The 13,336-nt window shown below is 74.6% G+C and carries 15 protein-coding genes; 6 read left to right on the forward strand and 9 right to left on the reverse strand.

Annotated elements, in window-relative coordinates; all coding sequences use genetic code 11:
- Window positions 1-132: 132 nt before the first annotated feature.
- Window positions 133-798, forward strand: coding sequence for a GNAT family N-acetyltransferase (locus ACQP26_RS06340; RefSeq protein ID WP_433495203.1), 666 nt, complete (start codon window positions 133-135; stop codon window positions 796-798).
- A 184-nt stretch (window positions 799-982) separates the two neighbouring features.
- On the opposite strand, the gene ACQP26_RS06345 is transcribed toward ACQP26_RS06340, so the two are convergent.
- From ACQP26_RS06345 to ACQP26_RS06360, 4 genes are all read right to left on the reverse strand, one after another.
- Window positions 983-1,684: a TetR family transcriptional regulator gene (locus ACQP26_RS06345; protein ID WP_269701684.1), complete on the reverse strand. Its 702-nt coding sequence runs from the start codon at window positions 1,682-1,684 to the stop codon at window positions 983-985.
- Window positions 1,623-2,105 carry a thiol-disulfide oxidoreductase DCC family protein gene (locus ACQP26_RS06350; protein WP_269701682.1) on the reverse strand — a complete coding sequence of 161 codons (483 nt, stop codon included), beginning with the start codon at window positions 2,103-2,105 and terminating at the stop codon, window positions 1,623-1,625. Before ACQP26_RS06350 ends, ACQP26_RS06345 begins: the two co-directional genes overlap by 62 nt.
- The gene (locus tag ACQP26_RS06355) at window positions 2,102-2,539 is read right to left on the reverse strand and encodes a hypothetical protein (RefSeq protein WP_269701681.1); all 438 of its coding nucleotides are present in this window, start codon (window positions 2,537-2,539) and stop codon (window positions 2,102-2,104) included. Before ACQP26_RS06355 ends, ACQP26_RS06350 begins: the two co-directional genes overlap by 4 nt.
- A 121-nt stretch (window positions 2,540-2,660) precedes the next feature.
- Window positions 2,661-4,115 carry a glycoside hydrolase family 3 protein gene (locus tag ACQP26_RS06360; protein WP_433495204.1) on the reverse strand — a complete coding sequence of 485 codons (1,455 nt, stop codon included), beginning with the start codon at window positions 4,113-4,115 and terminating at the stop codon, window positions 2,661-2,663.
- 124 nt (window positions 4,116-4,239) lie between these two features.
- Between ACQP26_RS06360 and ACQP26_RS06365 the strand changes: the two genes are divergently transcribed.
- A complete protein-coding gene (locus tag ACQP26_RS06365; protein ID WP_433495205.1) occupies window positions 4,240-5,445 on the forward strand; it encodes an ROK family transcriptional regulator in 1,206 nt (401 codons plus the stop codon).
- Window positions 5,446-5,531: 86 nt separating this feature from the next.
- Here the strand turns inward: ACQP26_RS06365 and ACQP26_RS06370 are convergent, their stop codons facing one another.
- Both ACQP26_RS06370 and ACQP26_RS06375 read right to left on the reverse strand, forming a co-directional pair.
- A complete protein-coding gene (locus ACQP26_RS06370; RefSeq protein WP_269701677.1) occupies window positions 5,532-6,542 on the reverse strand; it encodes an ABC transporter permease subunit in 1,011 nt (336 codons plus the stop codon).
- Window positions 6,539-7,543 (reverse strand): ABC transporter ATP-binding protein, encoded by a 1,005-nt coding sequence (locus ACQP26_RS06375; protein ID WP_269701676.1) that lies wholly within the window; start codon window positions 7,541-7,543, stop codon window positions 6,539-6,541. Before ACQP26_RS06375 ends, ACQP26_RS06370 begins: the two co-directional genes overlap by 4 nt.
- Window positions 7,544-7,675: 132 nt before the next feature.
- Between ACQP26_RS06375 and ACQP26_RS06380 the strand changes: the two genes are divergently transcribed.
- Complete coding sequence (locus ACQP26_RS06380; protein ID WP_433495206.1) at window positions 7,676-8,515, forward strand: ABC transporter ATP-binding protein; 840 nt, start codon at window positions 7,676-7,678, stop codon at window positions 8,513-8,515.
- A gap of 16 nt (window positions 8,516-8,531) precedes the next feature.
- On the forward strand, window positions 8,532-9,425 hold the full coding sequence (locus ACQP26_RS06385) for a ribokinase (RefSeq protein WP_433495207.1): 894 nt from the start codon (window positions 8,532-8,534) through the stop codon (window positions 9,423-9,425).
- Between the two features lie 45 nt (window positions 9,426-9,470).
- On the opposite strand, the gene ACQP26_RS06390 is transcribed toward ACQP26_RS06385, so the two are convergent.
- Window positions 9,471-10,235, reverse strand: coding sequence for a hypothetical protein (locus ACQP26_RS06390; RefSeq protein ID WP_433495208.1), 765 nt, complete (start codon window positions 10,233-10,235; stop codon window positions 9,471-9,473).
- A gap of 95 nt (window positions 10,236-10,330) precedes the next feature.
- Here ACQP26_RS06390 and ACQP26_RS06395 point away from each other — a divergent pair, with 95 nt between their 5' ends.
- A complete protein-coding gene (locus tag ACQP26_RS06395) occupies window positions 10,331-11,821 on the forward strand; it encodes a dienelactone hydrolase family protein (RefSeq protein ID WP_433495209.1) in 1,491 nt (496 codons plus the stop codon).
- Window positions 11,822-11,827: 6 nt separating this feature from the next.
- On the opposite strand, the gene ACQP26_RS06400 is transcribed toward ACQP26_RS06395, so the two are convergent.
- Window positions 11,828-12,310, reverse strand: coding sequence for a DUF6232 family protein (locus ACQP26_RS06400; protein ID WP_269701667.1), 483 nt, complete (start codon window positions 12,308-12,310; stop codon window positions 11,828-11,830).
- Window positions 12,311-12,368: 58 nt separating this feature from the next.
- Between ACQP26_RS06400 and ACQP26_RS06405 the strand changes: the two genes are divergently transcribed.
- Entirely contained in the window at window positions 12,369-12,779 is a 411-nt protein-coding gene (locus ACQP26_RS06405; protein WP_269701665.1) for a nuclear transport factor 2 family protein, read from the forward strand.
- On the opposite strand, the gene ACQP26_RS06410 is transcribed toward ACQP26_RS06405, so the two are convergent.
- On the reverse strand, window positions 12,725-13,273 hold the full coding sequence (locus ACQP26_RS06410; protein ID WP_269701664.1) for a DUF6232 family protein: 549 nt from the start codon (window positions 13,271-13,273) through the stop codon (window positions 12,725-12,727). The two genes, ACQP26_RS06405 and ACQP26_RS06410, sit on opposite strands and share 55 nt — an antisense overlap.
- Window positions 13,274-13,336: the final 63 nt, after the last annotated feature.

Here is a 13,336-nt window from a genome sequence, read left to right on the forward strand (position 1 = left end):
GGTGGCGGAAGCAGGGATCGGCGTCCGTCGCTGGCGTGCCGACCCTCTACCCGTCGCCGGCGCGTCTCAACCCCGGCGCGATCGCTGAATTCCCCGGGCACGGGGCCGGCGTCACGGCGTACCATGATCACCATGCTCGACCGGCGGGTCTTCCTCCATCTGGCGACCTGGTTGGGACAGTGGCCGGCGGGCCCCGGGCTGCACGTGGTCCGGTCCCACCGCCGCGCCCGTCCGGCCTGGGACGGACGGCTGCGCCCGGCCGTCGCGGTGACGGCGGGCGGCAGCACCGTCCTCTCGGTGGCCACCGACCGGGTCGAGGCGGTCCGGGCGCTGGTACGGGACCGGCCGCTCGGCGAGTGGCTGCCCGCCCTGCCGGGTGTGGTCGGCGTGCCCGAGTTCACCGCGCACACCTCGGTCTTCCGCTGGTGTACCCACCCGGCGCCGCTGCCCGAGGTGGGGGAGTGGGTGCCGCCCACACTGCCCGGACTGCCGCCGTGGCTGCGCCTGTTCGACAGGGACGTGCTCGTGGTCCGGGGCGCCGACGGCGCGTACCGGGCCGGCGTGGGGATCAAGCGGCACGACGCGTACGGGCACGAACTGGCGGTGGGCACGGTGCCGACGGCGCGCGGGCGCGGCCTGGCCCGGCGGCTGGTCGCGCAGGCGGCCCGCCGGGTGCTGGACGAGGGGGCGATCCCCACCTACCTGCACGACCCCGGCAACGCCGCGTCGGCGCGGGTGGCGGACGCGGCCGGGTTCCCGGATCGGGGCCTCACCGCGTTCGGCGTGTTCCCCCGCTGACCCGGGCTGGGGTTCCGGCTTGGCGCGGACCGTGGATCCCGGGCCGGATCCACGGTCCGCGGCTCTCCCCCAGGCCCCGACATCGGTAACGCTATGTGTTAGTGCCGCTGGTGAACAAGAGGTGCACCGCTGTCCGGTTACGGACTCTCACCTGCGGAATCGCCCCGTAACCGGGTCGGCGAGGTCAGTGACGCAGCGTGTGGATCAGGGCGAGTGCCTGACGGGTGACGGGCCGCAGCACGCGCAGCCGGGACAGCCCCACCAGCCGGTCCACCAGCGGCACCACGCCGTCGATCAGCTGCCGGGTCTTGACCTGACCGTCCGAGCGGTCGTGCACCCAGTAGAGCACCACGCCCATGTAGCCGAGCCAGAGCAGCTCGGGCAGTGCCTCGCGCAGCTCGTCGTCGAGCTTGACGGTGGACCCGGTCAGGGCCTCGCGGAACAGCGCGATCGACATGTCCCGGGGCTCCGACGACTCGGCGGAGAACGGGCTCAGCGGCGAGGTCGGCTCGGCCGCCGTCTTGAAGAAGGCACCGGCGAACGCGTGGTACGGGCTCAGCACGTCGATGCCCGCGTGCAGCACCCCGGCCAGTCGCGGGCCGAAGTCGCGTTCCCGGGCGAGCACCGTGTCGGCCGCCGCCCGGTGCTCGCGCTGGGTGCCCGCGTAGAACTCCTGGACCAGGTGTTCCTTGGAACCGAAGTAGTAGTAGGCGTTGCCCACCGCCACGCCGGCCTCCTGGGCGACCGCGCGCATCGTCGTGCGCGCGTACCCGCGCTCGCGGAACAGCCGCATCGCGGTGTCCAGGATCAGCTGGCGGGTCTGCTCACCCCGGGTCGTCGTGCCCTGCCCACCCGCAGCGGTCGTCGGCGCACTCTGCTCGGTCATCGTCGTCACCGTATCCCGGTTCCCGGATCCGTTCGCGGACCGCCGACGCCGCCGCGACCACCTTGCGGGCCAGCGGCAGCAGGTGCGGACGGGCCAGCCGCTCGGCCGTGCCGCGATGCTCGGCCAGCGCCCACAGGCAGGCGAACCAGGCGCCGTCGCCGCGGTAGACCGCACCGGTGTCGGCCACCACCGTCAGGTCGCGCAACGTGGCGTCGTGGTCCAGCTCGGGGAAGCGCCGCCGGGCCTCGGCGGACCCGGCCGGCACGAACTCCAGGGGTACGAGCTGGGCGCGCGAGGCGAGCCAGCGCCGGGCGGCCCGGCACATCGGGCAGTCCGCGTCGAACAGGACGGTGAACCCGCGGATCCCACCGGCCCCGTGCCCGGTGGGATCCTGCCGGTGCCCGCCTGGGGCGGACGTCACCGGGCCGGCGGGTTCGGGCCCGCCGCCGGTACCGGTCCGCCCTGCGGCGGGAGCATTCGCACCGGCGGCAGGGGCGGGTGGGTCGCCTGCTGCCGCAGCCGACCGCGCCGGTAGCGGCCGAGCGCGAAGACGTTGAAGAAGTGCAGCGCGCCGAGCACCAGCAGGACGAATCCCACCTTCATGGAGAGCTGCTCCAGCGCCTGGCTGGTGTCGCCGACCGGATCGGACTCCTTCATCGCCACCGTGACGTAGCCGAGGTTGAGCAGGTAGAAGCCGACCACCAGCAGGCTGTTCACCGCCCCGGCCAGGCGGCTGTCGGCGAACACGTCCTCCAGGAACACCATCCCGTTGCGGGACAGTGCCCGCGCCACCCAGATGGTCAGACCGATGCTGACCGCGAGGTAGGCCAGGTACATCCAGACCTTCACGTCCATCCCCGTCGCCTCTCTTGAACGTGTTCAAATCAAGGGCACGCTGAGCGTACGGCAAATTTTGAACGTGTTCAAGAGTGCGGCCCGCCGCCCTTGCGGGCGACGGACCGGGTGGGGGCGTGGGTCAGCCGGTCAGGCCGAGCACCTCGGCGGCGGCGTGGCCGTTGGCGTGACTGGCGCCGTGGGTGGCGACGAACGCGACCGCGCCCGCCGGCCGCCACGCGCCCGGCCAGCCCATCTCGACCACCGTCACCCGATGCGTGGCGGCCAGCGCCTCGACCAGCTCACGCGCGCCGGGCAGCCGGTGCAGGTGCCGGCCGACCAGCACGACCGGCCGGTCCCCGGCGAGCCGCCGCACCTGCTCCGGGTCGGTCTCGCCCGCCGCCGCGCGGGCCTGCTCGATCCCGGCGGCCAGGTGGGGGCCGAGCCCCCACGGCACCCGCCCCTCGGCGATGGTGGAGGTGGCGTGCACCTGCACCACCAGGGGAGCGGTGTCGCGGGTGAGGTCGCCCTCGACGCGTACCGCCCGCAGTGCGGCGGCGTAACCGAGGCCGTCGGCGGCCGGCGGCGGGGCGTCGGCGGGGCCGGTGGCGGCGGCGAGCGCGGCGGTCCGGCCGGCCGCCTCCTCGACCCGCTCACGCGCCAGCCGGCCGTCGGCGATCGCCGCGACGATCTCGGCGGCGACCGACTCGACCAGCTCGGCGTCCACCCGGGCGCCGATGCAGAGCAGGTCCGCGCCGGCGGTCAGGGCCCGGACCGCGCCCGCGCCGACCCCGCCGGCGGCGAGCACCGCGCCCTTCATCTCCAGCGCGTCGGTGATCACCGCGCCGGTGAAGCCGTACTCGACGCGCAGCAGGTCGTGCAGGACCGCGCGGCTGAACGTGGCCGGACCGTCGCCGGTCAGCGCCGGCACCCGGATGTGCGCGGTCATCACCGCGCGGACGCCCGCGTCGACGACGGCGGCGAACGGCGGCAGGTCGCGGTCCCGCAGGACGGCCGGCGGCACGTCGACGGTGGGCAGCTCGTGGTGGGAGTCGGCGACTGTGGCGCCGTGCCCGGGGAAGTGCTTGGCGCAGGCGGCCACACCGGTCGACTGGAGGCCGGTGACGGCGGCGGCGGAGTGGACGGCGACCCGCTTCGGGTCCGCGCCGAACGAGCGGGTGCCGATCACCGGGTTCTCGTCGGCGGTGTTCACGTCGACGGTGGGCGCGAGGTCGACGGTGATGCCGAGCGCGGCCAGTTCCGCGCCGATCGCCGCGTACACCTGGCGGGTGAGGTCGGGGTCGTCCACCGTGCCGAGCGCGGCGTTGCCGGGGTACGGACTGCCGGTGGCGTGTGCCAGCCGGGTGACGTCGCCGCCCTCCTCGTCGATCGCGACGATCACGTCGGGGCGGCCGGCGCGCAGCGCCGCCGTGGACGCCGCCACCTGGGCCGGGTCGTGGATGTTGGTGCCGAACAGGGTGTGCCCGGCGAGCCCGTCGGCGAGCAGGTCGACCGCCCAGTCCGGCGGGACCGGTCCCGGATACGCGGCCAGCAGCGTGCCCAGCGCGAGCCGGCGCAGTCCTGGATCCAGACCCACGAGTATCCCCTTTCCCTGCCGGGTCGTCCGACCTCCGCGCATGGGGGTGGCCGATACGCTAACGGGCGCCCCTCGGCAGGCGTTTTGTGGTTAGAAAACTTTACTGAAAATTGAGGACGTTGGCATGAGTGCGACCCGGCTGCCCGGCACCCCCCGACTCCTGCGGGCGCTCAACGACCGTGCGGCGCTGGAGCTGCTGCTCGAGCGCGGCCCGCTGACCCGGGCCCGGATCGGTGAGCTGACCGGGCTGTCCAAGGTCACCGCGTCCCAGCTCGTCGAGCGGCTGGAGGAGCGCGGCCTGGTCGCCCGGGTCGGCGAGCAGGCCGGCGGGCGGGGCCCGAACGCCCAGCTCTACGCCGTCCGGCCGAGCAGCGCGTACGTGGTGGGCGTCGAGGTGGGCGCGGAACGGGTGGTCGCGGCCTGCGCCGACATCACCGGCGCCGTGGCCGGACGGGTCGAGCAGTCCACCAGGGACACCGACGACCCGGTCGGCGTGGTGCACAACGCCGTGGTCCAGGCGGCCGCCAGCGCCGGGGCGGAGCTGTCCGCCGTCCGGCGCGTCGTGCTCGGCACCCCCGGCCTGGTCGACCCGCAGACCGGCGACATCACGTTCGCGTTCAACCTGCCACGCTGGCACAGCGGCCTGCTCGCCGCGTTGCGCGAGGACCTGGACACCCCCGTCGTGTTCGAGAACGACGTGAACCTCGCGGCGGTGGCCGAGGCGCAGTCCGGCGCGGCCCGGGGCACCGCCGACTTCGTGCTGGTCTGGGTGGACGCGGGCGTCGGCCTGGCGATCATGCTGGGCGGGCGGCTGCATCACGGCAGCAGCGGCGCGGCCGGCGAGATCGGCTACCTGCCGGTGCCCGGCGCGCCCATCCCGCGCGACGTGTCCAAGCGGGCCAAGCCGGCGTTCCAGCAGCTCGTCGGCGCCGACGCGGTACGCGCGGTGGCAGCCGAGCACGGTTTCGCCAGCCCCGAGGCGGCGGAGCAGGGCGTGGCGGCGGCCCGGGCCGCCGAGGTGGTACGCGCGGCGATCGCGGCCGGCACCGCCGGTGGGCCGATGCTCGACGAACTGGCCCGGCGGCTGGCGCTCGGTGTGGCGAGCACCTGCGTGGTGCTGGACCCGCCGCTGGTGGTGCTCGCCGGTGCGGTCGGCCAGGCGGGCGGGGCGGCGCTGGCCGAGCGGGTGCAGCACGAGGTCGCCGCGATCACGCTGGTCCGGCCCCGGGTGGTGACGACCGGGCTGACCGAGGAGCCGATCCTGCGCGGCGCGCTGCGGACCGCGCTGGACGCGGTGCGCGACGAGGTGTTCGGCTCGACGGTCGGCTGACCGCGTCGTGCACCCTGGCGCCATGTGAAGGAATCCTTCATCATGGCGTCAGGGTTCGCAAGGAGTTGCCGAATTGCGGATCCGCCTCAGATCAGGTCGCGGCGGCGGAACACCGTGAACGCCGCGGCCACCAGCGCGCCGGTGAGCCCGAGCAGCACCACCAGCCCCGACGTCCAGGTGAGCGTGTAGGAGCCGTCGCAGTAGCCGGAGATCCCGGGGCCGCAGGCGTTGTTGTCCCACAGCCGCACCTCGCCGGACAGCCAGGCCGCCAGGTGGCTGGACAGCATGTACCGGTCCGGCCGGCCCACCTCCAGGATCTGGAACACCAGCCGGGCACCCAGTTCCCACACGACCACGTACGCGGCCACCGTGCCGAGCGCCGCCGACGTGTGCCGGCCCAGCGTGGCGACGGCGAACCCGAGCGCCGCGGCGAGCAGCACCAGCACGAGCCCGCGCGCCCAGATCGCGGCGAGCGACGGCCAGAAGTCGCCGCCGGTGCGCCCGACCAGGCCGGAGGCCTGGCCGATCAACCAGAACGCCCCGAGGTACGCCACCGACGCCAGCACCGACAGGCCGAGCAGCCCGCCCAGCAGCGTGCCCAGCTTCGTGGCGAGCACCGTCGGCCGCCGGGGCCGCCACAGCAGCAGGTTCACCACCCCGCCCGAGTTCAGGTCGGCCCCGATGTAGGAGGCCCCGACCAGGAACCCGAACAGCGTCAGGAACGCGATCAGGAAGTAGAGCAGCGGCTCGGCCTCCTTGGCGAAGACGAACACACCGCTGAGGTAGTCGGCCGCGGTCGGCAACTCCTCGATCTGGGCCGGGTCGATCTGGGCGCAGTCGCGCGGCAGGTAGTCGTTCTCGCCCAGCGGTAGCCCGCCCTCCCGGATCCGCAGGCAGCGGTCGTACGCCATCTCCATCTGGCGCACGTTCTCCGCCGCCTGGGTCTGCGCCCGGCTCAGCTCCGCCGGGCTGGGCCGGTGCGAACCGGCGAGCGTGGTCGCCACCGTCACCGCGAAGGCGACAGCCAGCAGCACCACCATGAGCTGCACGAAACGCCGGGCGGCCAGCCGCTCCAGCTCGGCACGGACCAGGTTCACGCGTCCACCTCCCGGCTCTCCCGGACGTCGAGGTCGATTACTCCGTCGTTCGGCGGAGCGCCGTCGACCTGCCGCGGCACCGCCACGTGCTCGTGGCCGCCGGTCAGCTCCAGGAAGACGCTCTCCAGGTCCGGCCGCAGCGGGACCAGCTCCCGTACCCACACGCCCTGCTCGCCGAGCGTCCGGCTGATCGTCTCCGGATCCTCCACACCGGTCACCACCAGGTGGTCGGGCTCGGCGGTCACCGACAGGCCGGCCCGGCCCAGCAACTGCCCGGCCTGCTCCGGATCGGCCACCCGGACCCGCCACTGGTGCTGGTCGAAGCCGGCCAGCACCTCCTCCACCGGCCCGTACGCGACCCGCTGCCCCCGGCTGACGATCGTCACGTGGTCACAGATCAACTGGATCTCGGCGAGGATGTGGCTGGACAGCAGCACCGTCACCCCGGCCTCGGCCAGTGACCGGGTCAGGTCGCGCATCTCCCGGATGCCGGCCGGGTCCAGCCCGTTCGCCGGTTCGTCCAGGATCAGCAGATCCGGGTTCTTCAGCAGCGCCGACGCGACCGCCAGGCGCTGCTTCATGCCCAGCGAGTAGCCCTTGACCCGCTCGTCGCCCCGGTCGCGCAGCCCGACCTGCTCCAGCACCTCGTCCACCCGGCCGGTCGGCACACCACCGGCCAGCGCCAGCAGCCGCAGCGTCCGGTGCGCGGTGAAGTTGCCGAAGAACTGCGGGCTCTCCACGATCGCGCCGACCCGGCCGGCCACGTCCGGCAGGTGCTCGGGTGACTCGGCCCCCAGCACGCGCATCCGTCCGGCGTCCGGCCGGACCAGCCCCAGCAGCGCGCGCAGCGTGGTGGTCTTCCCGGACCCGTTCGGCCCGAGGAAGCCGTGCACCTGGCCCGCCTCGACCAGCATGTCGAAGCCGTCCACGGCGACCCGGCGCCCCTGGCGCAGCGTGTGGAACGTCTTGCGGAGGCCGGCGATCTCGATGACCGCGCTCATCCGCGCGCCTTCCGGCAGCGGTCGGGCATGGGTGTCCTTCCGGAAGTGGTGACAAACGACACGGCGCCCCACCCTATGGCGGCGGCGCCGCCCGTGGGGGGCGCCGGGCCGGGTGCGTGATTGGATGGAGCGGTGACTGGTGACCTGATCCCCGGCGCCCCGGGCGCCCCCGCCCCCTCGACCGTGGACGCGGATCTGGTGGTCAGCCTCGACGGCGTCGGCGTCAAGCGTTCCGGCACCGCGCTGGTGCACGACGTCGACTGGCAGGTCGAGCTGGACGAACGGTGGGTGGTGCTCGGGCCGAACGGCGCGGGCAAGACCACGCTGCTCAACCTGGCCGCCGGCCGGCTGCACCCCACCAGCGGCGTCGCGCACGTGCTCGGCGAGCGCATCGGCCGCACCGACGTCAACGAACTGCGTACCCGCATCGGCCTGTCCACCGCGACGCTCGCCGAGCGGATCCCCGCCGACGAGCGAGTCGTCGACGTGGTGGTGACCGCGGCCTGGTCGGTGGTCGGCCGCTGGCGGGAGAACTACGACCGCACCGACGAGGCGCGCGCCGGCGCGCTGCTGAGTCAGCTCGGCGTCGGCCACCTCACCGACCGCGCGTACGGCACGCTGTCCGAGGGCGAGCGCAAGCGCGTCCAGATCGCCCGCGCCCTGATGACCGACCCGGAGCTGCTGCTGCTCGACGAGCCCGCCGCCGGGCTCGACCTGGGTGGGCGCGAGGACCTGGTGGCCCGGCTGGCCGAGCTGGCGTACGACCCGGACGCGCCGGCCATGGTGCTGGTCACCCACCACGTCGAGGAGATCCCGCCGGGCTTCACCCACGCGTTGCTGCTGCGCGAGGGCGCCGTGGTGGCGCAGGGCCTGCTCGCCGACGTGCTCACCGCCGACAACCTGTCGAAGGCGTTCGGCCTGCCGCTGGTGGTGACGCGGTCCGGCGACCGCTGGGCCGCCCGCGCCGCCTGAGCGACGGGACGACACCGTGCCGCAGACCCGGGTCGCCGTCGTCGGCAGCGCCAACATGGACCTCGTCGGCATCGGCGCCGCGCTGCCCCGGCCCGGTGAGACGGTGCTGGGCGACGACTTCGTCATGCTGCCCGGCGGCAAGGGCGCCAACCAGGCGGTCGCCGCGGTACGCGCCGGCGCCTCCTGCGTCTTCCTCGGCGCGATCGGCTCCGACTCGTTCGGCGTGACGCTGCGGGCCCGGATGACAGCCGCGGGCGTGGACACCGGCCACCTGCGGGTGGTCTACGGGCCGTCCGGCGTCGCCCTGGTCATGGTCGGCGGCGCGGGGGAGAACGCCATCCTGGTCACCCCCGGCGCGAACGCCGCGTTCACGTCGTTGACCGCCGACGAGCTCTCCGCCGTACGCGATGCGGACGTGCTGGTCGCGCAGCTGGAGGTGCCGGTCGAGACGGTGACCGAGGCGGCGCTGGCGGCCCGGGCCGCGGGCACCCGGGTGGTGCTCAACGCCGCGCCGGCCCGGTCGGTGCCGGCCGAGCTGCTGGCGGCGACCGACCTGCTCGTGGTGAACGAGCCGGAGGCGCAGGCGCTGACCGGTCGCGGCCGGGACGAGCCGGCGGCGCTGCTGGACCTGGTGCCCCGGGCGGTGCTCACGCTCGGCGGCGACGGCGCCTGGTACGTCGACCGGGACCGGCCGGCGACGCACGTGCCGGCGGTGCCGGTGAACGTGGTCGACTCGACCGCCGCCGGGGACGCGTTCACCGCCGCGCTCGCGGTGGCCTGGGGCGAGGGGCGGGACCTGGCCGACGCGGTGCGCTGGGCGGCGGCGGCCGGTGCGGCGTGCGTGCGCAAGCTCGGCGCCTCGGTGGCGCTGCCGCACCGCGCGGAGATCGACGAGCTGTTCGAGTGTTAGGAAGGGCCCCTTTTACTACCGGAGGCGTTAAGAAGGGGCCCTTCCTTACACGTCGTCGGTGAGGCGTTCGCCGCGGCGGCGCAGCATGCCGAGCCCGGGGATTCCGGCGACCGCGAGCTTGAGATCACGCGTGACGTCCAGCAGGTCGTGCAGGTCCGGGCCGACCCGGTCCAGCGTGGCCAGGATCGGCAGCACGTCCGAGGTGAGGTGGTCCTTGAGCTTCGGCAACTCGTCCACCAGCCGGATCGCGGCGGTCACCTCCTCCGGGCTGAGCTGCTCCACGAAGCGCGCCGCCATCGGCGCGGCCCGGCGCAGCGTCGCCTCGTACGCGGCCAGCAACTCGTTCGCCACGCCCGTCGCCTTCTCGGCGGTCGCCAGGGTGCCCGCCGCCCGCGCGGTCACCGTCTCCGCCTCGGTCACCACACCGGCCGCGCTGCGGGCCACCCGGTCCGCCTCGCCGACCACGGTGGCCGCCGCCGCGGAGACCTGCTGCGCCTCGCCGACCACCACCGTCGCCGCGGCGGTCACCTCGGTCGCCGTCTCGATCGCGCCGGTGGCGGCGGCGCTGATCACCGCCACCTCGCGGACCGCCGCCTCGGCGTCGGTGAGCACCCGGTCGGTGCGGTCGAGCGTGCCCTCGATCCGGTTGACCACCCCGTCGATCCGCCGGACCAGCGCCTCGACCTGGTCGAGGACGGCGAAGGCGCGAGCGGGCACCGAGGCCATCGTGACGGCCGAGCCGAGCGCCTGGTCCACTGCGGTACGGGTGAGGCCGAGCAGGGCGCCGGGCCGGGGGAGAGGGATCGCCATGGCATCCAGTGTGCGGCGTCGGGGCCAGCGCCGCCCGGTGGCTGCCGGGCGGCGTCGGTCACGCCGGGCTTCCGGTGCGGCGTAGGGTGCCGGACATGCCCACCCCCGGCCCGGCGTCGCGGCGACTGCTCGCCTGCGGCGTGGTCGCGCTGCTCGCGGTCGTCCTCGGCGCCCTGCTCCTGGCCCGCGCCGACGCCGGTCTGACCACCCGGCGGGCGACGGTGGCCGGGGTGCCGCTGACCGAGGTACGGGCCGACGGTGCGAGCGGGGACCGGCGGCCCGGGGTGGTGATCGCGCACGGCTTCGCCGGGTCCGCCCGGCTGATGCGGCCGCTGGCCGACTCGGTGGCCCGCCGGGGCGGGATCGCGGTGCTGCTCGACTTCGCCGGGCACGGTGCTAGCAGCTCCCGGCTACCGGGCGCGGGCCGGGACGAGGAACGCAGCCGGGCGGCGCTGCGGCACGACCTGGACGTGGCGGTCGCCTGGCTGCGCGGGCGTCCCGGCGTCGACCCGGACCGGATCGTCCTGGTCGGGCACTCGATGGGCGCGGGTGCTGTCGTCCGGTACGCGGTCGCGCATCCGGAGATCGACCGGACCGTGGCGATCTCGCTGCCCGACGGCAGCGACGTACCGGCGGGCTGGCCGGGGAAGCTGACGCTCGTGGTCGGCGGGCTGGAGTTCGCCGGTTTCCGCCAGGCGGTCGACGAGGCGTCACGGGACGCGGCGCCGGGCACCCGCACGCGGGTGGTGGCGCCCGGCGTCGAGCACGTGTCGGTGCTGTTCGCGCCGCGTACGCACGCCGCGGTTCGGTACGCGCTGCCGAACCCTGCCGGCGGGCTGCCACTGTCCCCGCTGACCCGGCCGGGCGGCGCCGGGCTGCTGCTGGCAGGGCTCGCGCTGGGCTTCGTACCACTGGTGGCGCTGCTGACGCACGGGGCCGGGACGCGCCGGGCCGGGACGGTCGCCGGCGGTCCGCGTACCGGGCGGTGGCTCGCCGCGACGGTGCCGGCGGCCGGGCTGGGCGCCGTACTCGCCGCGCTGCTGCCTACCGCCCGGCTACCGCTCGCCGTGGGCGGATACGTGGCGGTGTTCCTGCTGCTCACCGGCGTGCTGCTCGCTGCCGCGGCGCGCTTCGCGCAATCCCGCCGGACACAGGAGGCCGGGGGTGGCGTCCGGTCCGCCGTCGTCGCCGTCGTGCTCCTCGGGTACGCGGTGCTCGCCGTCGCCCTGCCGCTTCATCTCGGTCTCACCTCGACCGTGCCGGTCGGGGCGCGCTGGTGGCTGCTGCCCCTGGTGACGTTCTGCTGCCTGGTCTTCCTGCTCGGCGCCGAGCGGCTCGCGGACGGCCACTCCGTCCGTTACGCGGCCACCGGCGGGATCGCCGTGCTGGTGCTCGCCGTGGCCGCGGTGATCGGTCTGGCGCCCGGGTTCGTGCTGCTGGTGGTGCCGCTGTTCGCCGCGCTGGTGGCCTGGCAGGCGGCCTGGGCCGCGGTGCTGCGCCGCCGGGCCGTGCCGTGGTGGCTGGCGCCGTCGCTCGGGGCGGTGCTGCTGGCCTGGCCGACGGCGACCACGCTGCCCCTGGCCTGACGGGTGCTACCTGCGGTCGGTCTGCTGTTCCACGGCGCGTTGCACGGCCCGGTAGATCTGCCCGAACCGCAGCGCGTCCGGCGTACGGACCAGCAGCGTCTCCCGGCCGTGGTGCTGGACCCAGAGTTCGTGCACCCGGTTGCCGCGCTCGTAGGAGCGGTCCAGCCAGCCGAGCGGCACCTCCAGGAACGGGGTGAGTGCCAGTCCCACCACCACGAACGCGGCCAGGATGATCAGGGCCAGTCTCCACTCGCCGCGGTCCTGCGCGGACCAGGCCAGCGAGAGCACGCAGACCACGGCGACGAGCGGCGGCAGCGACAGCAGCAGGACCAGCACGCCGCGGCCCAGCACCCGCCCTCGGACGGCAAGTGTGGTGGTGCCGCGCGCGTGCCAGACGTACGTGACGTCGGCGAGGGCGACGGCCTGACCGCCCGCGTGGATCGCCTCGGAGGTGACCTGCACGGTGTCGTCCCGGTAATAGAGGACCATGAATCAGCCTAACCGCGCGTGTCGACACCGGACGGTCGATCGTCGGTAGGGTGACGGTATGACGGCCGGTGACGAGCAGGCGCGCAACGTCGAGGTGGTCAAGCGCTACCTGCGCACCTTCGTCACGAAGGACCTGGCCGAACTGGCCGAGGTGGTCGACGAGGACGTGGAGATCTACGGCTCCGGCAGCGCGGTACGCGGCCGGCGCTACCCCGAGGCCGCCGTCTCCTCGCCCGGCCTGACCGTGCTCGACCAGGAGATCCAGGAGATCTTCGCGGCCGGGGACCGGGTGGTGGTGTCGCTGGCGCAGACGTACCGGCGGGACGCCACCGGGGCGACCACGGTGCAGAGCGCCTGCAAGATGTACCGCCTGGCCGGTGGCCGGATCGTGCAGTTCTGGGGCGAGCAGGACACCTACGGCCTGTTGCGCGGGCTCGGCCTCCTGCCGGACGAGCCGATCACGTTCTGACCGGGCGCGGCAGGGCCCGGCGCGCTCCGGCGAGGGCCGGCGGGCAGGCTCTCCATGGCCCGCTGCACCGCCCGGTAGATCTGGCCGAAGCGCATCGCGTCGCGGGTGTGCAGCAGCCGCACCGGCCGGCCGCGCCATTCGGCCCACATCTCCATCTCCCGGCTGCCCCGGGCGTAGGAGCGGTCCAGGTATTCGAAGAGGAAGTCGGCCACCGGCCCGACGGCCAGGCCGATCAGCACCGAGATCCCGACGATGGCGATGGTGACCACCGCCGAGCTTCGCAGCCACACGGCCAGCCCGATGCCCAGCACGGCGGTGACCAGCGGCCCGGCCATCGCGGCCCCGATCGCGCCGCGCCCGGCGAGCACCCGCCACGAGCGTTCGCCCCGCCGGTGCCACACGGTGGTCAGTTCGGCGAGCGGGTAGGTGCGCCCGTCCACCCGTACCGCCGTGGAGGTGACCTGGACGGATCGGTCGTCGAAGTAGGTGATCATGACCTCACTCCCGGTGGCGGGGCGGCGGCGACTCCGGCGGCGACCTGGGGAGTCGCCGACACC

This window comes from Micromonospora sp. CA-248089 (assembly GCF_050948515.1).
Classification (GTDB): Bacteria; Actinomycetota; Actinomycetes; order Mycobacteriales; family Micromonosporaceae; genus Micromonospora.